Below are 25207 nucleotides of genomic sequence, written 5' to 3'. Positions count from 1 at the left end.
TTAGATTTTCTTAAATAGAACGCAAGCGTTATGACCACCAAACCCAAAAGTATTACTCATGGCTACTTTTACATCTTTCTTCACAGCATCGTTGAACGTAAAGTTCAGTCTGCTGTCGATATTTTCATCATCAGTAAAATGGTTGATGGTAGGAGGAACAATACCATGAATAATAGTTCCCAACGCAGCAATAGCTTCAATCACTCCGGCTGCACCCAAAAGGTGACCTGTCATTGATTTTGTAGAATTGATCTGAATGTCGAAAGCGTGCTCTCCTAATAATTTTGAAATCGCGTTAGATTCTGCAATATCTCCTAATGGAGTAGACGTACCATGCATATTGATGTGATCTACTTCATCAGCAGTTAATCCTGCATCTTCCAGGCAATTTTTCATTACCAAGTAAGCTCCTAAACCTTCAGGATGAGGCGCTGTCATGTGATGTGCATCTGCACTCATACCGCCACCTTTTAATTCTGCATAGATTGTAGCACCGCGTTTTACCGCGTGCTCATATTCTTCAAGGATGATACATCCTGCTCCTTCGCCAAGTACAAAGCCATCTCTGTCTTTATCGAAAGGTCTTGAAGCCGTTTTAGGATCATCATTTCTTGTAGAAAGTGCCATCATTGCATTGAATCCACCGACACCACTTGCTGTAACGGCTGCTTCAGAGCCTCCGCACACAATTACGTCTGCCTTTCCTAGTTGGATCAGCATTTTGGAATCAATTATAGCATTTGCTGAAGATGCGCATGCAGAAACAGTTGTGTAATTCGGTCCGTGGAAACCATATTCAATAGAAATATGTCCAGGAGTGATGTCCGCAATCATTTTAGGAATAAAGAAAGGGTTAAATCTCGGAATATCCGTATTTGCCCAACCTAAAACTTCAGTTTCAAAAGTCTCTAAACCTCCGATTCCGGAACCCCAGATTACTCCAACTCTGTTTTTATCTACATTGTCTTCAATAATTCCTGAGTGGGAAACTGCTTCTCTAGCAGCTACCAACCCAAGTTGTGTGTTTCTATCCATTTTTTTAGCCTCTTTCTTATCGAAATGGTCTAAAGGATTGAAACCCTTCACCTCGCAAGCGAATTTCGTTTTAAAGTTTGTGGCATCAAAAAGAGTAATCGGAGCGGCACCGCTCTCACCTTTTAGAAGATTTTCCCAGTATTCTTTTGCATTATTTCCAATCGGCGTTATTGCTCCAAAACCGGTTACAACTACTCTTTTTAATTCCATAAACTTTTTTTAATTTCTTTTTGTTGAAGAATATTATTTATTTACTACTTCTTCGATATAAGCGATAGCGTGTCCTACAGTAGTAATTTTTTCTGCTTGATCATCAGGGATTTGAATGTTAAATTCTTTTTCGAATTCCATGATAAGTTCAACTGTATCCAAAGAGTCTGCTCCTAAATCGTTAGTGAAGCTAGCTTCTGGAGTTACTTCTGTTTCTTCAACGTCAAGCTTATCAGCGATGATAGCTTTTACTCTTGATGCAATGTCTGACATAGTAAATTATTTTTTTAATTGTTAGATGGTGCAAATATATAAAATTCTTTACGATAAAACATTTTTTTACTCTTTTTTGTGGCGCGTAGGTATGTATTTTATAATATTTGAGGGTATTATTTTAGTTTTCAGGAGTTTATATTTTAACATTTAATGCAAAGGTTTCAGTTTAACTAAAATTAAATTTTTCTTAAACCCGATACTATATATAGTAAGAATTGAGTTTCAAAGAAAATGACTTTTTAAACAAAGTAAAGTTGAGCTTTTTAACAAACCAAAGAGGTGTGAAATTGATGGAAATTTGTATCAACAAAATTCAATAATAAAAAAAATGAAAAAAGTTTGGTTTATCACAGGAAGTTCAAAAGGTTTAGGTAAAAATCTTGTTGAAGCAGTTTTAGCAAAAGGAGATTACGTGGTGGCAACCGCAAGAAATCCTCAGCAGTTAAATGATTTGGTTGAAAATATCCGGAACAGATTCTTGCGTTGGAACTGGATGTTCAGAACAAAGAACAGATTTATTCAACAGTAGAAAAAGCGGTGGATTATTTTGGAAGAATCGATGTATTGGTGAATAATGCAGGTTTCGGAATCACAGGTGCGACAGAAGCTTTTACCAATGAGCAAGTCAGAAATCAGTTGGAAGTCAATTTATACGCGCCGATTGAAGTAACGAGAGCGGTTTTGCCTTATATGAGAAAACAGCGTTCGGGAAATATTTTACAGATCAGTTCTGTTGGCGGTAGAGTAGGGAATGCGGGACTTTCTATTTATCAGGCGGCAAAATTTGGTCTTTCGGGATTTTCAGAATCATTAAGCAAAGAAGTTGCACCTCTCGGAATTAAAGTAACGTGCATTGAACCCGGTGGTTTCCGTACAGAATGGGCAGGTTCTTCGATGAGTTTTGCTAAAGATATTGAAGGATACGAATCAACCGTTGGAGGAATTAAAGAACATTTAACTTCAGGAAAATTTTTACCGATGGGTGATCCTGCAAAAGCGGCGAAAGTAATGATTGATGTTGTGGAAAACGAAAATCCTCCTTTGCATTTGGTTTTAGGTAGTGAAGCGGCGTCGATTTTGAGAGCAACCGACGAACAGAGAAAGGCAGAATTTGAAAAATGGCTGGATGTGACGATTTCTACCGATCATGATGAAGCGGTGAGTATGTTTGAAAGTGAATACGGTAAACAATATTTGGCTCACAAAGGCATTAGTTTAAAGTAAAAAGATAAAAAAGCCAAGTTGATTGATGATAAAATAAGTTTTTATTTTTCAATCAGTTGTTCTTTGGTCTTATATTGAGTTATTTTAATTAATTGATGAGACTGTAAAAAATGCAGTCTCATTTTCTTATTTTTGTATGAAATGAAATCTAAAAGAGAAGATTTTGGCAATATCGTTTATTCCTGTTATACGCAACTGAGCCGGCAGGGAGAGCATTTTGTGTCGGATCATGTGCTGAGTTATCAGATCGCCGGAGACTTGGTTTTGAACGACGGTTTTCATGATTATTCAGCCAAAGATGGTTCTATCCGTTTTTTGAGGAGAAATCAGTTGTTGAAATTTATCAAGCAACCACCTCCGAATGGAGAATTTCAATCTTTGTCCATTTATCTCGATCAACAAATGTTAAAAGACTTTAGTGTTGAATATAATTTGATCTCCGAAAAAAAAGAGCATCATAAACCATTGTGGCTATTGCATGAAAGTTCGGAACTTCAAAATTATATGAACTCCTTATTAATATATCAAAATTCAGGAAAGCTTTCAGATCCTCGTTTGGTTGATCTCAAAATAAAAGAAGCGTTGATTTTATTGCTTCAGGAAGATCCCGATTTGAAAAATATTTTGTTTGATTTTAATGAACCTGGCAAAATTGACATTGAAGCATTTATGAATAAAAACTTTCATTTTAATGTTAATTTAGATCGGTTTGCTTATTTAACGGGAAGAAGTTTGGCTACCTTTAAACGTGATTTTGAAAAGATTTTCGGAAGTACACCAAGGAAATGGTTACTTAGAAAAAGGTTGCAAGAAGCACATTATTTAATTTTAGAAAAAGGGAAAATGGCTTCCGATATTTATCTTGATTTAGGGTTTGAAGATCTTTCTCATTTTTCATTTGCTTTTAAAAAACATTTTGGTGCATCGCCAAGTAAAATAATTTAGTTATAATTAAAAAAATGAAGTTGAAATTTGTAGGTATAGCCTTATTAATGGGCTGTAATATGCTGTTTGCGCAGTCGAAAGGGAAAGTGATAAAAGTAAAAGACGGAGACACAGTCGTGGTCTTGTTGGGAAATAATCATCAGGAAACATTAAGATTAGCGGAAGTTGATTGCCCTGAAAATAGTCAGGCTTTTGGTAAAAATGCTAAACAATTTACCAGTTCGCAGGTTTTTGGTAAAAAAGTGACTTTTTATAGAGTGAATAAAGATCGATATAAGCGTACGGTTGCTAAAATATTCTATGATAACGATAAATATCTGTCTGCCGAAATTATAAAAGCAGGCTTAGGATGGTGGTATTTTAAAGCATCCAAAGATTTAGATCTAAAAAATTATGAACTCATCGCCAGAAATAAAAAGATAGGGCTTTGGTCTGACAAACGTGCAATTTCACCCTGGGAATTTAGAAGCAATAAGAAAAAGAAAAAAGAGGTTTTGTAATTTACAAAACCTCTTTTTGTGGAGTTGGAGGATATCGAATTATTTCTGAATATCAGAGAGTTCGTGTAAGATTTGAATTTTGCTACCACCATTGCTACCACTGCGTGCTTGTGCAAATAATGAAACTTTAAGATAGTGATATCTGATTATAAAATATAATGAAGTGTTGTTACCGATGATAGGTAGCTAAATTCCCAAGTCTAATACTTTAAAAGTAAATTTGTAAATTTGTATTACTTACTATTCAAAAATGTGCAAAATTAAGATAAAGAATTTCGGACCTATCAAACAAGGGTATACAGAAAATGATGGTTGGATTGATGTAAATAAAGTGTCAGTTTTTATAGGAAATCAAGGGTCAGGTAAAAGCACTGTTGCAAAGCTGATTTCTACCTTTATGTGGTTGGAAAAAGCTTTAGTAAGGGGAGATGTAAAAACTCCTATTCACCATGATGAGTTTGTTGATCTTATTGCATTTCATCGTTTAGAAGATTATTTGGAATTTGATACAGAGATTGAATATAAAGGTAGAGCATACTACTTATATTTAACAGGTACTCTGGATGATGGTAAGATTATGGCTGAAAAAATAAACTATGACTATTTTCAACTTCCTAAAATAATGTATGTTCCGGCAGAACGTAATTTTTTAAGTTCTATCGCAAATATAAATAAGGTTTCTGACTTAATAATTGGAAGTTTAAAAAATTATTCAGTGGAATTTAGAAATGCTCAAATTGAAAGTAATAGTATACCGGTTGATTTACCAATTAATAAAACTAAAGTAGTATATGACTCTTTAAAAGATGAAAATTATCTCGAATTTGGTAATAACGGTAAACGACTCAAATTAACTGATGCTTCAAGTGGTTTTCACTCCATTGTACCACTATTTTGGGTTACCGATTATTTGGTTAATTTTTTAAAACGAGGAGAAAAGAAATTACTTGATGGGTTAAGTACTGATCAGACGGTGCGTAGAAATAATGAACTTAAGGCACTTAATACTGAAAATTTCGACGAAATTCAATATCGAGCAAGAGAAAAAGAAATAAATTCTAAATATATTACTAAATATTTAATTAATGTAGTTGAAGAACCTGAACAAAATTTGTTTCCAACTTCACAAAGATTGTTGCTCAATAGTTTATTATCTTTTAATACAGGAGATAATATATTAATAATGACAACTCATAGTCCTTATCTGATTAATTATTTAGCTTTAGCAATTGAAGCTGATAAATTGAAAGATAAAATCAGGTCTAATAATGAGTTAAAGACAAAATTAGAAAGAATAGTTCCATTAAACTCCACTCTTAATGGAAATGATTTAGTTGTGTATGAATTAGATGAAAAAGATGGCAAAATTATTAGATTAAAAACATATAGAGGACTACCGTCTGATGAAAATTATCTAAACGAGGAACTTGCAGAATCTAATGAGCTTTTTTCTGAACTTTTAGAAATCGAACGCTTATGCCAATAGATTTTTTTCACGTTCCTTGTACAAATCATAGCGGTAATTGTGAAACCGAAAATGTAAGATGTCTTCAAATAATATCTAACACCATTTTTGGAGTAAGCGATTTAAATGCCAACTCCAGAATTCCCGCCAAAATCATGTTGGATAATGAACAGGATTGGGATTTGAAAATTGAAAATCCCAATAACCGTAACATTAAATATAAAGCTATTGATTATTGTATAGATATTTTTAGAACTGGGAATTATGATGTAAATAATGATGAAAGTGATATAGTCGAATTTTCATCAAGTAATGTGGATTCAGTAGGAAATGGGTTAATAAAAAGATGTGAGGGATTTCTGTATGAGGAAGGAGGAAGTATCATATTTTTTGAAATTAAAACTAGTCCTAAAGGCAAGTGGTTAATTGATGCAAGACGAAAATTTGAGGAGACAATATTAAGTTTTAAAGAACACCATCCTGATCTTGCTCATTTAGTCGTGGAGCCAGTTGTATCTAATAAATCCTTTTATAGGGTACATCAGAACGCATCAATTCAAATGAGAATTCTTCAAGATAAAATTGGAGTACCACTACGAATTAGTACAGAAATTGAAGTGTTGTAACCCCTATATTTTATATACTCCATAGGGTGAACCATAATTGGTAAGAATATCGAGTGTCTTTATATAATCTTTGCCTCTGCTTTAATATATTTGCAGATATGGATAGTTTAGAGATTTTAAAGGCATCTGTGCCATTTGCTACAATAATCGGGGTCATTATCGGTGCAGTATTAAATTCAAGATTAGGAAGAATTGATAAAACAAGAGATCAGCTATTTGGCTATAAAGTAAAATCTTATTTGGCTCTAGCAGAAGCTATAGCTAAAATTCAAATGGATGTTGATAAGCATCTAAAAGCCGCGAATTTTACAGATGAGGAAAAATTTGAAAATATTAAAGTAATTCAAGAGGAATTTGAAAATATTGCAACCAATCAAGCATTATTTATGAGTGCCAAAGCTAGAGTGGAAATTATATTACTTCAAGGAGCTTTTATGAAAGCTAGATTTTTGCAGTTAAATCATTGGTGTGACAAAGAAGAGAATGTGAAAGAAACCATAAAATTAAATGAAATTAATGAAGCATTACGAGATGTTTCAAGTAGTTGTACAAAATTTATAAATGCTTTACAAATAGAATTAGGTATTGATAAGATTAATAAAAGAGAAATAAAATTTTCTGAAGTTATTAAACGGTCTTTTAGACAAAAAAAATAAAATTCCTACGTATTTTTTCTTGGTTTAATTTTAAACTAACTCAACTAATTAATATTTAAAATCTCGTTTTACAAAATTAATTCTTGCAAAGTGGTTTAAAATTGTTCTTAAAATTCAACTATAATAACGTATTTATTTAATTATAGTTTTTGGTAGCTTATATATTTTATATTTATCAACTTCTTTCATCCAGTTTTCATTATCGAGAATACTTTTTGAAGGATTCTGAATCATTTGTGGAACATAATTTTCATCACTGATTTTATCACGATTAACGAGATATAACCAGTATAATTCTTTTTTTTGTTTTGCCACGGAAAATTCATTCCGAGACCAAAAGAAATAAGGAATTTCTCCTTGGTATGATTTGACCTCAATGAATCTGTTATACTCATCATCATCTTCGGAATTATATGAAATAATGTCAAAGCCTTCATTTGCCACATACTCAGCAACCCAATTGACATCTTTTATATTATTTAATCTCTTTGTTTCAAATGCTACTACAAACATTTCAGCTTCTTCGCCGTTGATTTGTTGTTGTCGTATGGATATATTTAATTCTTCAATTCCTATCTTTCTTTTCCTTATTTCAGGAAGAATTGACTTGTCAAATAACTTTTTATATCTGCTATTTATAATATAATTCTTGATCTCAGGAGTGGGGTGTGGATATATAATCTCAAAATCAATCAATAGTTGTTTAAAATTTGAGAACTTAAATCCAAAGGCGTTATTTTTTATTTGAATTGAGTTATAGATAACATCATACGCCAAATGTTTTGATGAGAAAATATTCAATAAATTCTCATCCTCTTTTAAAGCTAAAAGAAGGATTTCATTGAACTTATCTGACATCTGTCGAATACTGTTTAGTGAATGCTTTATCGCTTCAGACAAACATATATTCTTGCCATCATCTAAATACAGTAATTTTATTATAAAAGCTAAATGAATGCACCCATCAAAAATTGTTCTACCTTCTATTGATCTATTATAGAAGAAATCCACAATATCATTTTCTTTTAACTCTTGATCTTTCACAAGATTTAAAAGTTCATAGAAATACAGTGGCGAACCAAGATTACTATATTTTCTAAGATCTTTTAGCATAACTGGCAATCAAATCTTTAATTAAGTCGGTTTCGTCATTATCACTGATTCTACTGAATAGTGGAATATCATCATTAATGATTTGTTCCATTCTTTCAACCTTTTGTCTCAATCGATAATTGATTATCTCATCTATGGAGTCGTCTGAAACAACATAATAATAATTAGTTTCAACATTTTCAGCAAGACCGACCCGGTGTATTCTATCTTTTGATTGAATGAAATTGGATGCATTATAATCTCTTTCTAAGTAGATTGCATTATGACATCCTTTATGCAAGGATATAGATTCAGCAACAGAGAAGGGATTTGCAATGACCACTGAAAATTCTGAATTATTGGGATCATTGAACTTAGAGATAGTGATTTCTCTTTCTGCCTGAGATATTTCACCGATCAATAAATTACTATTTATACAATTATTTTCTAAAAATTTTTGCAGTTCTTTTGCATTTTGAATGAATATGGTCCAGATTATAACCTTTCCCTTCGCCGGAAGAATCTTTTCTTTTATAATGTCTAAGATTGCAATGAATTTACTTGGTGTTTGTAATTCTGAATATTTTAATATTTTATTGAAAAAATCTGAATCATCTAAAAACTCTTCACTATATTCTAAAAATTTATAATTAGGATCTGTATCCCATTTTTCCTCTCCAATCTGTAGGGAATCCTTTAATGTTTTTGACAATAAAGAAGGATTCGTAGAAGCTTGTCTTAGCCGTATCAATTTTGCCCTGTTTAAAATATCCTTGACATCTGCGGATGGATTCTTTCTAAATTCATCAATATATTTATTCTCGATGAAGTCGTAGATCTCACGTTGTATATCGTCCATCGGTATATTGATAACTGATTCCTTGACAGGAGGTAATTTTAGGTCATCCTTTTTAATTCTTATGAAAAAAGGAGAAATATTATCTTTTAAATGTTGAACTCTTTCACTATCTGGCAAAGCATTTCTTGTTAGATCTACTAAATTTTGGTAGTGAAATTGCAATATTTCTTTGTACTTGAAAGGATAAATGAATTTATATAGATTGAATATGTCTTGATAGCCATTAGGTATTGGTGTTCCTGTTAAGATAACTCTTGCAACAGCTTCTTTAGAAACTTCGGTAACACTTGTTCCCCAAATCCCTTCATGATTCTTTATTCTATGCGCCTCATCGACCACGATCATTGTCTTATTGTTTTTCAAAAAATCTGTAATCTCCTTTTGTAAAGAAGATACTCCTCCATGATAAATCAGGGTTATTTCACATGGATTGGCTGAATATAGATGTTCAACCTTTTCCTTTCTGCTTATATTCATATCCCCTGAAAGTCTTTGGAAAGTTGTGGTTCTTCCAAAACAATCAACATATTCATTCTCCCAAGGTGCAAATGAAGACAGTGGTCCAATAACCATTAATTTATCAACATGTCTTGGATGGTCATCTGGAAGATTTTTTAAATAAGTGTACGCACCATACACAATAGATGTCTTTCCTGCTCCGGGTACTGCAAAATTACAAGCGTTTTGAGCAAAGGCTAAATGAAACGATGAAAGTAATTGTAGGTCGTATAAAGTTCTTTTCAATTCCGACTTTAATATAGATTGAAATTGATTAAAATCTTGAATAAGATCAGGATATTTATCAAATTCATTGTTCCTTATTGATCTTGCCTTTTCTGAAAATATCTCAAATTGTTTGATTTCCCTATCATAATTGGATATTTCATCGGTAGCTGAATCAGAAAGATTCGGATTTATCCCAAATTTTGATAAGATACCTTTTAATTCCTGTAAAATTGCGATTTGATTCTCTTCTCTAAATGGAATAAAAAAAGTATTATCCTTTAGAACGTATTTAAGTCTTTTAAGAGACAATATTAAACGTTTGTTTTTGGACAATAGTTCTATATCTCCTTCTATTTTGAAAAAAGGAATGTCTGTATCGTTTACAATATCAATTAAAACATTTATCATCATAGAGCCTTATGAATGTTATATCCTAATGACTGTATCTGTTTTGTTTTAGCTTTGACATTTTCGATCTCAGTTTCTGGTATCTTATCTGTTTCAATTTCATCCAAGAGCTTAATTATATGATCCAATACCTTTGATGGTGATTTTTTTTGAAGTGTATCAAAAACCTTATTTCCTAATTCTTCCACTAAATTTTGTACTTCATCAGAGGCAAATGCTTTATGTCCTGTTTTTATTGCTTCAAATGTTTGTGTTGCACGTTTAAGTAATTTTTCCGGTTCGTCAGCAGCCTTATTATATCCTATTTGATATTTATGATCTTTTAAATTCTCTAGAAAATCATTGTCTCCATTTTCATCATTTGCACTTTTGAAAAATTCGTTATCTCGTGCATTTAAGTGAGCCTCTAAATTTGAAGAATCAAAATCAATATCAGCTTCTTCTGGCAAACTATCTTTTATTTCAAAATGCCTATCTCTAAAGCTATCCCATATTTTTTTGTCTCCAAAAAAATGTTTATCTCTATTTCCATCAGCAATATCTCTAAAGATTTTTCCGTCATAATGTTGTCTAATCCGGATATAATCGAATGCAATATCTCTTAGATCATCCACATCTAAGTTATTATAGCCATCAAAACCTTTATTACTTTCTTTATCATAGAACGTATTCAACCATTTTTGAAGTGATAAGAATTGATCTTCTCTATCATCTAATTGAGTATATATACCATCATATTCAAGATAACTGAGGTAATCATCCATTATAGCAATGGTGCTAAGGTATTTTCTGATCTCAGAATTAGGTTCCCCCATCCAATCAGCAATTTTGTTGATCGCCACATCATCTAATTCTTTGACATTGATTTCTGACAACTTTGTAAGTCTTAGATATATTTCTTTGGTTTTTATATATTTTTCTGTTGCATTATAACCCAACTTTTCATCTTCACCCATTTGGAAAGATGTTTCAAGTTTTTCTATCTCGATAGGGTTTTCTTCAACAGTTATTGGCAATACAACAGCTTTAAAATAATCAAATTTTTTCGAGTATTTTGGATCCATCTGAATCTTATTCAAAAGCATTGCGCGTCTATTGCCGTCAATTATAATCCCATCTTTGGTAATGATACCAACCTTTTGCTGACCAACTTCAGATATGTTCTTTAACGTTTTATCGTTCCTTCCACTATTTGAATCCCATAGAAGTTTTTCTATTTTTGTTTTATCTTCGGAAGTTTCTGGATCAATTGATTGTCCTTGCTTTTCTAATGATTTAGTTCTACTTAATATCCTCCCATTATATTTATTATAAACTAGAAGATCCAATGGAATTAAATAGACATTCATAGATTCTAATTTTCCCATCCATGGAATTTCCATTTTTCCAAAGGGATTTTGATTATCTCTGTTTACAATATCTTGTATCTTTTGAATTCGTACAGCTTTATCCATACTTTGGTTATTGTTTTTGATTAACTTTTGAAGCGATTCTATTAACAGCATATAATGCAAAAAGTTGAGAGATAGGAACTTTCTCTTTATTTTCAAATATAACTATTTCATTTTGTTCAAACAGTTCATTTGGACAACCGACACTTTCGATAATCTCAGGAATTTTATCGATTAATATCGTTGGTTCTAATAAATTATCTATACAAATCTGTTTTTCATACATCTCTTGTAATTGTAATTTATTTCCGATTTTTTCTGAAAAACCATTGTTGATAATTTCAATAAATTTTTTTCCTTCATCAAATCTTTTAATTATTGGTTCAAGTTTTAAATAATACCCATCGTCAACCGTTTGAATTGGAAATCCTTTACCTGTTCCATATTGTATCGATGTAAACCAGTTATTTTTAGTTTCAGAATTACTATCAATATCATAATTCGATAAAGTAACTGTCATATTCCCTACTTTAAAAGGGTGTCTTCTAAATCTTGCGCCCTTATTCTTGATTGGAGGATTATCAAATTTTTTAGTACTATAAGTATTAAGATTGGTAACGTTATCTAACTTTGGAATTAATCTGACATTTAATGGTAAATTACTTTCCATTTTTAATTCTTGAAGAACAACCTTCGCTAGAGCTCTGCTTACACAACAACAAACAGCATTACCAACTAATCTCCATTTAGTACCCTCGGAACCTAAAAATTGGTATGTGATAGGAAATCCCATAATAATAGCAGCCTCTCTTACTGTTGGCAATCGATATTCTCCATTTCCACTTCTTTTTATTTCTGATTTATAAATAATTGATTCTCTTGAATGAGATATTTTGGTAGCTGTAATTGTTCTACTTGGATTATTTTCATTTTCAGGGAAAGACATTTTACCCATATATGGATGGTTTATTTTCCAATATCTAGAAAATTTCCATTCTACCTCATATACACCGGTGTCATAAAAATGATCAGTTATCTCATTTTGTTTTATATTTACGTCATATTGTAGGTCAGAAATTATATCATTGCTTTCTTTGCTGAAAGGAGAGGGAAAGTTTTCTCTCAACAATTTTACAGATTTATATAATGGAAGATTGGATTTTGCTTTTTGTGATCTATAGGTTGGAGGTGGTATGACAAGTTTTTTCTTTTTTATAACTTCCCCAGCAATTAGCCTTATTCTTGATTGTATGGCACCGTATTCTGCGGAATTTATACTCGTTGTATTTTCCAGTAATTCAATAGCGATCTTATGTGGGCTAATTCGATGAGAAGCTGCCCATTCTGAAAGACCAAGATCTTTAAAGGTGTATGATGGTTGGAGATATCTTTTAGAATTGGTGACATTTTCCATAAACCATGCTTTTAATTTAGAATTGGGCTGATGCTTCTTTATAGCAACAATTCTCAAAAAAGTCTCAGTTAAATCTACCCCTAAGGATTTGTCTGCTTTACCGGATTTGTTAGAACTTGAAAAACTAACACAAGGAGGGCTTCCAATAATAACATCGGTATCTGGAATCTTTAATATTTCTTCAATGGAATTTTTAAAATCTAGAATGTTCTTAGGTTCACAATCCAAGTCAAAATTGTGATTAAAAGTGTCTACTGCAGGTCTCCAATGATCATATCCATATAAAATATCAAAGCCTAGTTGACGAAATCCTTCTGAAAAGCCTCCTGCACCACAAAAAAAATCTACAACAGATAATTGTTCCATAATATTATTTCTTAATTAACCATCTTTTTGTAGATGTATCCTGAATAACTACACCTTCGCCATTCATAATTTCTAATAAAGCACGTGAAATATGACCTTCATGTTTACCACTGTGACCATGGTAAATCCCTAATTTTCTACCTATTTCAGCATTTGTCATACCATTTTCTCCGGCATCGGTCAGCAAAATGAATATTGCTGACTTTAAGTCGGCTAAAGCTCTTTGAGCTATTTGATAGGTAGTATTTATATAATTCATTTAGTATTCTTTATATCCTGTTAATATCAGTTGGAATTTCTTTTAATTAACTGATAATTCATTTTCTTTATTCTTGCAAGTTTCCGAAATCTTATCATTTGATGAAAAATTGCTATACAATTTAAACACTTCTAGAATATATAATTGTTATGTTTGCTCCGATAGAATTTTTGAAGCAAATAACATTTACATACTTCTTAGCACCATATTTATCACAAAATTATAATAATATTAATTATCTAAATTACGGTTTCCCATAAATTATACTTTAATCTAATAGGGAAACTTACCTAATTAATCTTAACGAGAAACTAGTAATTCAATATTTTTAAATGTTGTTTCCAACTTATTTTTTAATTCACATTCCCAAACTGTGATGATTTGCCAACCATCACTTTCTAAAATTTTATTTTTCTCCTTGTCTCTTTTTATATTCTTTTCAAACTTCTCTTTCCAAAATTCGGTATTATTCTTAGGTAGTGTAAAGCTGCAATGTGGACACCTATGCCAAAAACATCCATTTACAAAAATTGCGATCTTTTTGGATAAGTAACAAATATCTGGTTTTCCTGGGATTATTTTAGGATGTATTCGATAACCTTTTAACCCATTATTCCATAACATTTTTCTAAGTAATAATTCGGGTTTTGTATTCTTTGCCTTATTTTTACTCATTATGTTCGAAACTTTCTCATTTAAAGCTACGGGTGATCGTTTATCTTTTATATAACTTTTTTGTTTTCTCATAGACATTAAAATTATCAATATTTTTAACAAATTTTAAACTCTCATGATCAAGTAGCTAATAATAGCAATTAATTATAAATTACAACAAATTAATAATTATGTTTTGGTTTAAATTTAAATTACTTACTGGTTAAGCTTAAAATTATGATTTAATTTTTTAATATCGTTTCGTAATTCTAAAAACATATCTTTTAAGTTGTAATTTTCGAAATTATCCGGTTCAAAATCTTCCGGAAATATTCCTGATGCATACTGCCAGATTTCAACAATCTCTCCTAATGGAATTTCATAGGGTTCATAAAATGAATTATCGGAAGTCACCATTACAAAGTTTTCGTTTTTATTTTTAAATCTTTTATAAGAGATACCATCATTAAGAGTTACAAAAACATAACTTCTGTTAGGTTTTAAATCTTCAATATTTTCAATGTACTTTCCAATAATGTAAGAACCATCTTTAAAAGGAGGCATTGAATCTCCTTTTGCCGGAAACGCCCTGTATTTTCCATTAGTGAGAAATGGTAATGAAATCCTTTGTAAACTTTCAATATATTCAGGATCGCTGTAACCGGACAAATATCCCATAGATGCCTTCTGAGGGACAATTTCAATACTATTATTTCCTAATTTATCAACGACAACAGGCAAAACAATCCTATTATCAGGAAGTTTCAGTACGTCCTCTAATGGATATTTTCTGATATCAACGGTAAGCAATAAATCAATACTTACATTAAAATACTTTGAAATTTTAATTAAAACTTCATATGGTGCTTCTGAACGACCGTTTTCATATTTTGAATAACGATCCCGACTGATGATAAGAATTTCATCAGCAAAACTCTGTTGAGATAATCCTTTCTTACCTCTCAAAAACCTTATGTTATCTGCAAAAATTGACATTGGGACAAATTGTACCGACAAATATAATAATTTTGGGACAAATAGTCTCTAATTTTGTAACGTGAATCGAAGCATTGTACATATGGACATGGATACTTTTTTTGTATCCTGCGAGAGGCTTAACAACTCTCAACTTGACGGTATTCCTCTAATTATCGGAGGTGGAGACCGTGGAGTTGTTGCGTCTTGTTCCTATGAAGCAAGGAAATTCGGTGTACGTTCAGCGATGCCGATAAAAATGGCACTTCGATTATGTCCGGATGCGAAGGTAATTCGTGGTGATTATGAAATGTATTCTAACTTATCCCATACCGTAACAGAAATTATTCAACAGAAAGTTCCGGTAATGGAAAAGGCAAGTATAGATGAATTTTATCTGGATCTGTCAGGAATGGATAAGTTTTTCGGATGTTATCAGTGGACAAAAGAAATTGCATCGGCTGTCACTAAAGAAACCGGACTTCCAATAAGTTTTGCCTTATCTGCCAATAAAACAGTTTCAAAGATAGGTACAGGCGAAGCAAAACCAGTTGGAAGATTGGAAATTCAAGAAACAGAAATAAAACCATTTTTAAATCCATTGTCAATCAAAAAGATTCCCATGGTTGGAGATAAAACATTTCATTTATTGTCGCGGATTGGAATTCGTACCATTCATACATTATCTGAAATGCCGGTACTGGTTCTTCAACAAATGATTGGTGTAAATGGGAAAGAACTTTGGAAGAAGGCGAACGGTATTGATGAAAATCCCGTTATACCTTATTCTGAAAGAAAATCAATTTCAACAGAGACCACATTTACTAATGATACAATGGATATTATCGAATTAAAAAGACTCATATCCGGGATGGTCGAAAAATTAACCTATCAATTAAGACAGGAAAAATGGCTGACTTCAACAGTAACAGTTAAAATACGGTATGCCAATTTCGATACTGAAACTAAACAATGCAAAGTACCTTATACATCCGCTGATCATACTTTGTCAAGAGTTGCCCTTGAACTTTTCAATAAGGTTTACACTAGAAGAATGAGACTTAGATTGATAGGAATCAGGTTTACAGGACTTGTACATGGTAATCATCAAATGAATCTATTTGAAGATACCGAAGAGCAAATGAGTTTATATCAAACAATGGATTATCTAAAAAACCGATTCGGAATTGATGCGGTTGGTCGAGCTTCGGGTTTTGATTTGGAAAATAAACGCTAAAAATCTTTCAATTATGTTTTTGAATTGTCATTCCTACCATAGTCTGCGTTACGGTACTTTATCAATCGAAGAGTTGGTAAAACAGGCAGATGAATTGGAGATCAAACAATTGGTATTAACCGATATTAATACGGTCACCGGGATTTATGATTTTAAGAAAGAATGTGAAGCAGTAGGAATTAAACCTATTGTAGGAATGGAAGTAAGAAAAGATGGCAAACTTCTTTATCTAACCATCTCAAAAGACTTTTCAGGCATCGGTGAAGTGAATAAAATGATCACAGAGTATAATTGTGAAAATAAAGAACTTTCAGAGGTTGCACCGGAATTTAAAAATGTTTTTGTGATCTATCCTATGAGTAATATTCCGCCTATATTGAAGGAAGATGAATTTATAGGTGTACGGATCGATGAATTAAATTTTTTAATCAGACCTGAATATAAAAAGTATATTTCCAAAATGGTAGTTCTGCACTCTATTACTTTCGGAAATGATGAAGAATATGAATTGCATAAAATTTTACGGGCAATTGATAATAATACATTACTTTCAAAATTAACGAAGAAAGAAATTTGTAGGCAATCTGAATATTTTATTTCTGAAAAAGAACTTCTTAAAATCTTTGAAAGATATCCTGAGATTATCAGCAATACGAAAAAAATTCTTGATGCATGCCGTTTTGAGTTTAATTTTAAACAAGTTAAAAATAAAAAGTTTTATACCAAATCTAAAGAAGAAGATTTGAAACTTCTCAGCCGATTAGCATATTCGGGTCTGGAAAAAAGATATGGATTAAATCATGAGATCGCAAAGAAAAGAATCGAAAAGGAATTAAAAGTAATAGATGAACTTAATTTCTGTTCTTACTTTTTAATTACGTGGGATATCATCTGTTACAGTAATAGTATGGGATTTATGCATGTGGGTAGAGGGAGTGGTGCGAATTCTATTGTAAGTTACTGTTTAGGAATTACTGACATCTGTCCTTTGGAACTGGATCTTTATTTTGAGAGATTTCTCAACCTTAACCGAAAAACACCACCGGATTTTGATATCGATTGGTCTTGGCAGAACAGGGATACAATATTGGAATATATTTTTGATCGATATGGAAGAGAGCATGTTGCATTTTGTGGAACTAATGTTGAGTTTAAATACAAATCAATTTTTAGAGAAGTAGGAAAAGTATTCGGTTTGCCCAAGGAGGAATTGGATGATCTGGCTACGAAGCCAATGGAAAATCATGACCGAAATTCAGTTGTGCAAATGGTTCAGAAATATGGTAAATTATTGGAAAAATATCCTAATCAACGGAGTATGCATTCATGTGGAATTTTAATTTCGGAAGAACCGATTACCAATTATACTGCACTCGAAATGCCACCAAAAGGATTCCCGATTGTTCAGTTTGATATGAATGTGGCAGAAGATATTGGACTTGAAAAATTCGACATTCTTTCCCAAAGAGGTTTAGGAACCATTAATGATACTGTTAATCTCATTAAAAAAACAAGAGGAATTAAGGTGGATATTCGTGATACAGCACTATCAAAAGATGAAGTAAAGTGCAATGAGTATTTAGCAATAGGAAGAACGATCGGCTGTTTCTATATTGAATCTCCGGCAATGCGCGGATTGTTAAGACGATTAAAATGTGATAATTACCGTACGCTTGTTGCTGCTTCATCCATTATTAGACCAGGAGTTGCCCAAAGCGGAATGATGAGAGAATACATTTTCAGACATAACAATCCGGATAAATTTGAATATTTCCATTCCGTATTCGAGGAAAATTTAAAGGAGACTTACGGGATTATGGTTTATCAAGAGGACGTAATTAAGATTGCACAGTATTTTGGAGGATTATCATTAGCTGACGGTGATATCCTGAGACGGGCAATGAGTGGAAAAGGAAGATCACTGAAAAAACTTCAGCAGGTGAAAGATAATTTCTTTAATTCCTGTAAGAGAAAAGGACATTCGGAACAATTAACTACCGAAGCGTTCAGACAGATCGAGTCCTTTGCCGGATATTCTTTCTGTAAAGCCCATTCAGCATCTTATGCAGTAGAAAGTTATCAAAGTCTTTATTTAAAAGTATATTATCCTTTAGAATTTATGGTTTCGGTGATTAATAATCAAGGCGGTTTCTACCGTACCGAAGTTTATATTCATGAGGCGAAAATGTCAGGAGGAAATATTCAGGTTCCATGTATTAACTCAAGTGAGTTTCAAACTACATTAAAAGGAACCGATATTTATTTGGGATTGATGTTATTAGAAGGGTTGGAAACAAATGTAGCACATGATATTGTAAAGGAACGTGAAATTAACGGAGATTATAAATCATTAGAAGACTTTATCAGACGAATTAATATTGGGATTGAGACGATACAGATTCTAATTTTTATCGGAGCATTCCGGTTTACTGGTAAACCAAAAAATGAATTGCTTATTGAAGCAAGATTACTACTAATAAATTTTAAACCTGAGAATAGAGGGTTAATGTTAATTGAAGAACCTGTTCAGGAATTTAAACTTCCACAACTGAAAAGAGAAAGTTTCGAGGATGCATTTGATGAAATCGAGTTAATTGGATTTCCGGTTTCATGTAGTCCTTTTGATTTATTAAAGACAAAATACAGAGGATCAGTATTTGTAAAAGACTTGTTGAAGTTTCATAAAAAACAAGTAAAAATGTTAGCATATCTTATTTCCAGAAAACACGTTCCCACTAAAAAAGGGACGATGTATTTTGGGACTTGGATCGATATCAACGGTGATTATTTTGATACCGCACATTTTCCCAATAGTTTAAAGGAATATGATTTTCAGGGAGGTGGTTGTTATTTATTACTCGGAACGGTTGAAGTTGATTTTCACTTTCCTACCATTACTATTCATAAAATGGCAAAGATGCCAATGATCCCCGATCCCCGGTATTCTTATGATAAAGAAAAACAATATGATATTCACCGTCAAATTAAAGAAGATGTGAGTATGACTTTTAGGAAACCGTATCCTCAGGAACATGAAATTGGACTACCAAGGAATAAATTTGGATAAAAAAATAAAACCTGAAATAATTTTCAGGTTTTTGATGAGTATTAATTAATATTTTAGGAATGCATAATTTAGGAAGTTTCGGAACAATAAACTTTAATACATATAAAAAGATAGAATACAAAAATTCCCACTAAAGTAAAACAGATAGTTCTACTGGTATCTAATACCGAAGTTATCTTGAAAATTTTCTGTTTAATTTCCTTTATGGTTTAAATTTAAATAGTCGATAAACTTTCAGATTTTGCAAAAAGTCGAAAGTGATAGCGGAAATATAGCTCAAAATCAAGTTCCATTTTTTTCATTTATTACGATAATTCAATTCTCTGTTAAAAAAGTAATTAAATCTTTGAAAAATAACCTTTAAAATTAATCAGATTAAGTTGCTTGAAGAATTGATTAATTTTACATTTGATAAAATAAATTTGAGAGCGACTAAATAACCATGAAAAATATTGATTTTACAAGACGTGAAGATTGTAACCATATATTAGAGCAAATAAGAACTTCTGATTGTGAATTTTTTGAGGAAATTGGAAAACTTCCAAAAAAATTAAAAGAACGTTACAATCTTTTATCAACTTTTCTTAATTCAGATGATACTGAATTTTATAACGATAGAAAAATAATAATAGATAATATCGTAAGAAATAAAAATACACAAATATTCCTTCTTTCAAAATATTCCTTTGATGTATTATTGGAATCATTGCCAAATACGATCTACAATGAACTTCAAAACCTTTTTTATAAACAATTTCACATTGATGTAACTGAAGAAAAGATAAATTATTGGAAAGAAGTGAAGTACGAAGATTATAAATCATCTATTCCAAAATCACTTCATACGATTTTAACAAAGTTAAAATTGTCTAAATTGGCTTTACTCTGTTTAGATGACTTTTCCTTTGTTCGTTTAAAAAGTATTACGAGTAGTAAATTGGATGATTTTAGAGCTTATAAAAACTACTTAATTCAAAATGAGCAAGAAATAGTACCCGAAATAGAAATTGTTCATATTGAATATGACAATTCTTTAAATTTCTTAGCTAATATTAAAAAATATCTCAATATTCTAGCTAATCATATTAACTTATTTTCTCCAAAGTATCTCGGTAACTTAAATAATAAACAGAACCGTAATTTAGAGATCGTTAACAAATACATTTTTGAATCCCCAACTCTCAATTACAAGGAAATAGGTGAAATTTATAATATGACCGGCGAAAGAGTTCGTCAGCTTTTGACAGATGAATCAAGTATTCCATATAACATTTTTAAACAATATATTCATAATAATGGTAATTATTTTTTGGTTCTAAGTGGTACTTTAGTAATAAATATTATTAATCAGTTAAAGGAATGGTCTTACTATTCAGAGGTTGGAGAGGAATTAGACCTCAGTGGTGACAATTTGTTAATATTCTCAAAATATTTTTCTTTTTTCGATTTCGAAATAGTACCGCACTCCATTGATGATAGCCATACTTTGTATACAATTGTGGAATCGAATAAGTATTCAACACTCGAATATAGGGAACTTCTTCATGCCTTACAAAAGATATTAAAAAATACAGCCTATTATCTAACAATGGATGAAATTGTTGAAAAACTAAATGATTTCAAAAAACAAAATAATAGTAGAAATTTTTTAGTAGATAATGAAATTCTACATTTGATACTAAGTAATTATCCTTATCAGAATTTTGTTGATGAGGAAGGCGTTATCAATTACAATATTCAACCAAATCTCTTGTCAAGTATTAATCTAAAAGTTGAGCGAATATTGTTTTTAGAAGAAAAGCCACTTTTTAAGGATCAAATTTTTGAAAGGTTAAACGTAATCCAAAATCAATATGATGATATAAATTATGATCAGGAACAAAATGTATTTAGAAGAAGTGACTCTATCATCAATATAAGTAATAATAAGTGGGTTCATAGTGACTATTTTGAGTTTGATAACCGCTTAAAACCGGAAGATTTTATAAACCAATTTATTATTTCCAATGACGGTAAAGTGGAATTTGCCGAAGTCAAAAAAGCTGTTGCCGAAGAACATTATAATATTTCTTCACAATCAATTAGAGCATATTTAACAAAGCTATGTAGGGTAAGCTCAGAAAATAAAAACGTATTTATTCATCGAGAATATTTATCAAGTTTCCCAAATCTTCAAGTAAATGTAGAAAGAGATTCCTTTAAAGGAAAAGAAATCATTGACGCTTTTAGAAAAGCTTCCAATGAGTTGAAAACATTTTCTAAATATCAGATTAAGAAAAAAATCAAGGAAATTTTCGATAGCAGAGGTAAGCACATTTATGATCATCAAATTGGTTATTACTTTAAGAGATTAGAAGATTCCGGTTTACTTTTACAAAATAATGGACTTTATTTTATCGATCCTGAAATAAGTTTTGAGAATATTAAATATCGTAACGAACCATTCTATAAAACTCGTCTTAAATCAGAGGTAATAGTTGACCTAAAGGATAATCGAGATGGTCTATCATTGAATTATCTGTATAATAAATATAAGGATTACATTCCGGATAATCTGAAACATAATAATTTCTACAAAATATTTTATGATCATGAATTATTTGAAAAATATGATTTTGAGGGTCAGAGATATGTAAGATTATTAACAGAGTATATACCAGAACCGCAAACGGCAATGGTTGAAGTTGAAGAACCTGTTGTAGACATCCCTCTTGAAAACCATTTCGAATACAATCAGTATGTAAGAATACCATATAATGAAAAAGAATTATTCAATGCTGTTGTAAAAGATATAGAGTACAATTTTGGTAATAAAGAGTTTCTTTTTGATGATTTTTCATTTCTTATCAAGCATTTGGAAAGTTTAAATAATGGAAGGATGATTGTTCAGTATCTGTTCGATATATACGTCGGTAAAACCGATTATTACGACCGATTCGCTTATTTCTCACAAGTAGTTAACTTCTATGAACCTTTTCTTAAGTCACTGAATTTCCAGTATAATTCATCATATCCTCCAAGCTTGAGAAATATGATATATACTTCACCTAAATTATCAAACTTAATAAATTTGAAAAAGGATGATTTTAGTTCTAGATTTGATAATAATGGGAATAACAAAATCTATTTTGCTAAGGCTATAAAAGATTTAGTTTTCTACCGAAACCTAATGGATCACGATCTTTCTGACGATAGACTTGTCATTGGAACATTTAAGCAAATTGAATTAATAACAAAATTTATGTCATTATATATTTATACTATTTCCGATTTTAATAAGTGAAAAACTTTGTAAGCCTTGTAAGCCAATCATCTAAGACTTATATCAAATATTTAATCAAATTTAAATTAAACTTATATATCTTGATATTCATTTTATCCAAATAATAAAACTATGGAATTAAAACCAATTAACCACTTCTACAATAAAAGAATCTATATAGTACCTCCATATCAAAGAGGATATAGTTGGTCTCAAAAAGAAATCTACGATTTACTTAACGATATTAAGCATGCTATTCAACTGGATTCAGACCATTACACCGGAACGATTACTATTGATAAACAAGATAAAGAAGAAAGAATCGGTCTGTCATCTTATACTATTTATAATTTGGTAGATGGACAGCAACGATTCACAACAATAACATTAATTTTAAGTTATTTACTAAAAGCCTTACAAGATAATACAGAATATCTTGATGAAGTAAAAGAAAAAGAAAATACTTATATCATCAATAAAGGAACTTATTTATTTAGGTATGAGATTGATAAAGTAAGTGAAAATTATTTCAGATCTATCATTTTAGAGCATCAAAATTTATCATCACTGGATGAGAGCCTATATACTCGCAATCTAAAAAGAGCGAAAAAAGATATTAAGGATTATTTTCAGCAAGACTCAGTAAAAGGAAAAGAACTGGACTTTTTATCAGCAATTGAAAACAAATTACAATTTAATGAATATATTGTTAAAACAACATCTGATATTGGAGTTGTCTTTGAAACGATGAACAATAGAGGTGTTGGATTATCTGATCTTGAAATTGTAAAAAATAGATTACTTTATTTAACTTCCAAAATTAATCTTAAGGATGATAAGCATAGAACTAAAAATACAATAGATAATATTAATAGTAAATGGTCCACTATACTAAGAAATTTAACCTTACCCGATAATACATTAAATGAAGATACTTTTTTAAGTAATCATTGGATAATTTATAGAGGTTGGACTAAGGACAATCAGACTAAAGATTTATTACTAAATAAGCACTTTACAATTGAACAAATGGTAAAAGATCCAAGTAAAATGTTGGATGAGATTAATAAATATGTCAACTCGTTAGCTGTTACTTCATTACATTGGAGATTTATTAATTATCCATCCGAAAGTAATGCATTTATTGAGATCGATGATATGGGATTAAGAAGCCAAATTCAGATTGCTTTTCAGAAACTGAATAGATTAAGTAATAGTACTGTAAGACCATTGTTATTAAGTTTCATTGGAATAATGAAATCAAAACCTCATGACCTACTTGAACTGGTTAATCTATGCGAGATTTTCAGTTTCAGATTATTTTCAATGAATCGTAAACGTTCTGATACAGGAAAAGCAGACATATATAGAAGTTGTAACTATTGGCATCTGAACAATACTGATAATGTTATACTTGCCCATGCAAAATTTTATATGGCTTGGTATATTGACAACCATGGAGATTGGGATAGATTTGATTATGAAACTAAAGAACTTTTTGATTCTTCTAAGAAAGAAGGATATTATTCTTGGAATGGACTACAATATTTTCTTTATGAATATGAAGAAAACTTAAGAAATAGACAGGACGCTAAACTAGATTTCGATTTTGCAAGTAAAAAGTCTAAGAGTATTGAACATATCATACCTCAAGATTATAAACAACATTGGAAAAAAGAGTTAGCTGAAGTAAAAGGAAAAGTAGAGATAAAAAAAAACTTACACTCTTTAGGTAATTTATTACTTATAACTTCTGATAAAAACTCTAGTTTAAGAAATTCAGATTATAAGACAAAAAGAATACAATATAAAAATGGTTCATACTCAGAAATCGAAGTTGCAACTAAATTTAATCAGTGGACAATAAAATCTGTAAAAAAGAGAGAAAAAGATCTTTTAGATTTTTTAAAATTAAGATGGCAGACTAATATTATTTTTTGTAATAATTATCCGAATCCATATGAAGAAGAACCGGATATCACCGATGAAGTAGATGAAGACGTGGATGATTCTGCACAATTATAATATTGAACTTCAACTATTAGGTTTTGGTAAAAAGAATCTATTTTTGAAACAAAATCTTAATGGAAAAAATTATCATTCAAAAATATTATTAGGTAGTTTGCAAAAAAATTGAGGGTATAAGTCTATCCAAAGGAGACTTACAGGTTAGCGACTCCATATCCTCAGGAATATGAAATTGGGCTGCCAAGAAATAAATTCGGTTAAACAATAAAAACCTGAAATAATTTCAGGTTTTTGATTTGTATTAATATTTTTAGGAATATATATCTTAGGAAGTTTCGAAACGGTAAACTTTAATACATATAAATAGGTGGAATATAAAAAGTCCCATTAGCGCAAAACAGATGATTCTGCCGGAATCTAATATAGGGGTCATTGAGAAAATTTCTTGTTTTATTTCTTTGTGGTTTAAATTTAAATGCTCAATAAGTTTACTACCGTATTCAACATAATTGTCAATAATTCCAAAACATAGGATTATACCTAAGATACTTACTAAGATTCCGACGAGTGATAATGTTTTCATAAGATTATT

The 25207-nt window shown here is 30.9% G+C and carries 18 protein-coding genes and 1 pseudogene; 10 read left to right on the top strand and 9 right to left on the bottom strand.

The features are described 5' to 3' along the window. Nucleotides 1–1245 (bottom strand): beta-ketoacyl-ACP synthase II, encoded by a 1245-nt coding sequence (gene fabF / locus OXQ85_RS02895; protein WP_267402245.1) that lies wholly within the window; start codon nucleotides 1243–1245, stop codon nucleotides 1–3. A 33-nt stretch (nucleotides 1246–1278) separates the two neighbouring features. Beyond that, complete coding sequence (locus OXQ85_RS02890; RefSeq protein WP_002976354.1) at nucleotides 1279–1518, bottom strand: acyl carrier protein; 240 nt, start codon at nucleotides 1516–1518, stop codon at nucleotides 1279–1281. Nucleotides 1519–1849: 331 nt separating this feature from the next. Between OXQ85_RS02890 and OXQ85_RS02885 the strand changes: the two are divergent. The 6 genes and pseudogenes from OXQ85_RS02885 (at nucleotide 1850) to OXQ85_RS02860 (ending at nucleotide 6937) form a co-directional block, all read left to right on the top strand. Next, nucleotides 1850–2745 (top strand): annotated as a pseudogene (locus tag OXQ85_RS02885) (oxidoreductase). A gap of 141 nt (nucleotides 2746–2886) precedes the next feature. Beyond that, nucleotides 2887–3690, top strand: a complete 804-nt coding sequence (locus tag OXQ85_RS02880; protein WP_267402235.1) for an AraC family transcriptional regulator — start codon at nucleotides 2887–2889, stop codon at nucleotides 3688–3690. A 14-nt stretch (nucleotides 3691–3704) separates the two neighbouring features. After that, nucleotides 3705–4190 (top strand): thermonuclease family protein, encoded by a 486-nt coding sequence (locus OXQ85_RS02875; RefSeq protein ID WP_267402234.1) that lies wholly within the window; start codon nucleotides 3705–3707, stop codon nucleotides 4188–4190. A 250-nt stretch (nucleotides 4191–4440) separates the two neighbouring features. Then, a complete protein-coding gene (locus tag OXQ85_RS02870; RefSeq protein ID WP_267402233.1) occupies nucleotides 4441–5676 on the top strand; it encodes an AAA family ATPase in 1236 nt (411 codons plus the stop codon). After that, the gene (locus OXQ85_RS02865; protein WP_267402232.1) at nucleotides 5667–6281 is read left to right on the top strand and encodes a hypothetical protein; all 615 of its coding nucleotides are present in this window, start codon (nucleotides 5667–5669) and stop codon (nucleotides 6279–6281) included. Before OXQ85_RS02870 ends, OXQ85_RS02865 begins: the two co-directional genes overlap by 10 nt. Before the next feature lie 98 nt (nucleotides 6282–6379). Continuing rightward, a complete protein-coding gene (locus OXQ85_RS02860; protein ID WP_267402231.1) occupies nucleotides 6380–6937 on the top strand; it encodes a hypothetical protein in 558 nt (185 codons plus the stop codon). Between the two features lie 132 nt (nucleotides 6938–7069). Here OXQ85_RS02860 and OXQ85_RS02855 read toward each other — a convergent pair whose 3' ends face one another. The 7 genes from OXQ85_RS02855 to OXQ85_RS02825 form a co-directional block, all read right to left on the bottom strand. Further along, complete coding sequence (locus OXQ85_RS02855) at nucleotides 7070–8050, bottom strand: DUF3883 domain-containing protein (protein ID WP_267402229.1); 981 nt, start codon at nucleotides 8048–8050, stop codon at nucleotides 7070–7072. After that, on the bottom strand, nucleotides 8034–10025 hold the full coding sequence (locus OXQ85_RS02850; protein WP_267402228.1) for an SNF2-related protein: 1992 nt from the start codon (nucleotides 10023–10025) through the stop codon (nucleotides 8034–8036). The genes OXQ85_RS02855 and OXQ85_RS02850 overlap by 17 nt, the downstream gene beginning before the upstream one ends. After that, a complete protein-coding gene (locus OXQ85_RS02845) occupies nucleotides 10022–11476 on the bottom strand; it encodes a hypothetical protein (RefSeq protein ID WP_267402227.1) in 1455 nt (484 codons plus the stop codon). Before OXQ85_RS02845 ends, OXQ85_RS02850 begins: the two co-directional genes overlap by 4 nt. A 7-nt stretch (nucleotides 11477–11483) precedes the next feature. Continuing rightward, nucleotides 11484–13193 carry a DNA cytosine methyltransferase gene (locus OXQ85_RS02840; RefSeq protein ID WP_267402226.1) on the bottom strand — a complete coding sequence of 570 codons (1710 nt, stop codon included), beginning with the start codon at nucleotides 13191–13193 and terminating at the stop codon, nucleotides 11484–11486. A gap of 4 nt (nucleotides 13194–13197) precedes the next feature. Next, a complete protein-coding gene (locus tag OXQ85_RS02835) occupies nucleotides 13198–13452 on the bottom strand; it encodes a hypothetical protein (protein WP_267402224.1) in 255 nt (84 codons plus the stop codon). Nucleotides 13453–13752: 300 nt separating this feature from the next. Next, nucleotides 13753–14199, bottom strand: coding sequence for a very short patch repair endonuclease (locus OXQ85_RS02830; protein WP_267402222.1), 447 nt, complete (start codon nucleotides 14197–14199; stop codon nucleotides 13753–13755). Nucleotides 14200–14322: 123 nt separating this feature from the next. Then, nucleotides 14323–15102 carry a LexA family transcriptional regulator gene (locus OXQ85_RS02825; RefSeq protein WP_267402221.1) on the bottom strand — a complete coding sequence of 260 codons (780 nt, stop codon included), beginning with the start codon at nucleotides 15100–15102 and terminating at the stop codon, nucleotides 14323–14325. A 61-nt stretch (nucleotides 15103–15163) separates the two neighbouring features. Between OXQ85_RS02825 and dinB the strand changes: the two genes are divergently transcribed. From dinB to OXQ85_RS02805, 4 genes are all read left to right on the top strand, one after another. Continuing rightward, nucleotides 15164–16318, top strand: coding sequence for a DNA polymerase IV (dinB, locus tag OXQ85_RS02820; protein ID WP_267402220.1), 1155 nt, complete (start codon nucleotides 15164–15166; stop codon nucleotides 16316–16318). 13 nt (nucleotides 16319–16331) lie between these two features. Further along, nucleotides 16332–19385 (top strand): DNA polymerase III subunit alpha, encoded by a 3054-nt coding sequence (dnaE, locus tag OXQ85_RS02815; protein ID WP_267402219.1) that lies wholly within the window; start codon nucleotides 16332–16334, stop codon nucleotides 19383–19385. A gap of 442 nt (nucleotides 19386–19827) precedes the next feature. Beyond that, on the top strand, nucleotides 19828–22668 hold the full coding sequence (locus OXQ85_RS02810; RefSeq protein ID WP_267402217.1) for a hypothetical protein: 2841 nt from the start codon (nucleotides 19828–19830) through the stop codon (nucleotides 22666–22668). Nucleotides 22669–22779: 111 nt separating this feature from the next. Further along, nucleotides 22780–24672: a DUF262 domain-containing HNH endonuclease family protein gene (locus OXQ85_RS02805; RefSeq protein WP_267402216.1), complete on the top strand. Its 1893-nt coding sequence runs from the start codon at nucleotides 22780–22782 to the stop codon at nucleotides 24670–24672. Nucleotides 24673–25207: the final 535 nt, after the last annotated feature.

Origin of the sequence: Chryseobacterium sp. GM_Chr_2 (assembly GCF_026540445.1) — a bacterium.
Lineage (GTDB): Bacteria > Bacteroidota > Bacteroidia > Flavobacteriales > Weeksellaceae > Chryseobacterium.
The sequence above is the reverse complement of the archived record's forward strand: the minus strand, read 5'-3'. Positions and strand labels throughout refer to the sequence as shown.

Coding starts and splice junctions, on each gene's coding strand:
- fabF (WP_267402245.1), bottom strand. CDS start 1,245: ATGGAATTAAAAAGAGTAGTTGTAACCGGTTTTGGAGCAATAACGCCG.
- OXQ85_RS02890 (WP_002976354.1), bottom strand. CDS start 1,518: ATGTCAGACATTGCATCAAGAGTAAAAGCTATCATCGCTGATAAGCTT.
- OXQ85_RS02880 (WP_267402235.1), top strand. CDS start 2,887: ATGAAATCTAAAAGAGAAGATTTTGGCAATATCGTTTATTCCTGTTAT.
- OXQ85_RS02875 (WP_267402234.1), top strand. CDS start 3,705: ATGAAGTTGAAATTTGTAGGTATAGCCTTATTAATGGGCTGTAATATG.
- OXQ85_RS02870 (WP_267402233.1), top strand. CDS start 4,441: ATGTGCAAAATTAAGATAAAGAATTTCGGACCTATCAAACAAGGGTAT.
- OXQ85_RS02865 (WP_267402232.1), top strand. CDS start 5,667: ATGCCAATAGATTTTTTTCACGTTCCTTGTACAAATCATAGCGGTAAT.
- OXQ85_RS02860 (WP_267402231.1), top strand. CDS start 6,380: ATGGATAGTTTAGAGATTTTAAAGGCATCTGTGCCATTTGCTACAATA.
- OXQ85_RS02855 (WP_267402229.1), bottom strand. CDS start 8,050: ATGCTAAAAGATCTTAGAAAATATAGTAATCTTGGTTCGCCACTGTAT.
- OXQ85_RS02850 (WP_267402228.1), bottom strand. CDS start 10,025: ATGATGATAAATGTTTTAATTGATATTGTAAACGATACAGACATTCCT.
- OXQ85_RS02845 (WP_267402227.1), bottom strand. CDS start 11,476: ATGGATAAAGCTGTACGAATTCAAAAGATACAAGATATTGTAAACAGA.
- OXQ85_RS02840 (WP_267402226.1), bottom strand. CDS start 13,193: ATGGAACAATTATCTGTTGTAGATTTTTTTTGTGGTGCAGGAGGCTTT.
- OXQ85_RS02835 (WP_267402224.1), bottom strand. CDS start 13,452: ATGAATTATATAAATACTACCTATCAAATAGCTCAAAGAGCTTTAGCC.
- OXQ85_RS02830 (WP_267402222.1), bottom strand. CDS start 14,199: ATGAGAAAACAAAAAAGTTATATAAAAGATAAACGATCACCCGTAGCT.
- OXQ85_RS02825 (WP_267402221.1), bottom strand. CDS start 15,102: ATGTCAATTTTTGCAGATAACATAAGGTTTTTGAGAGGTAAGAAAGGA.
- dnaE (WP_267402219.1), top strand. CDS start 16,332: ATGTTTTTGAATTGTCATTCCTACCATAGTCTGCGTTACGGTACTTTA.
- OXQ85_RS02810 (WP_267402217.1), top strand. CDS start 19,828: ATGAAAAATATTGATTTTACAAGACGTGAAGATTGTAACCATATATTA.
- OXQ85_RS02805 (WP_267402216.1), top strand. CDS start 22,780: ATGGAATTAAAACCAATTAACCACTTCTACAATAAAAGAATCTATATA.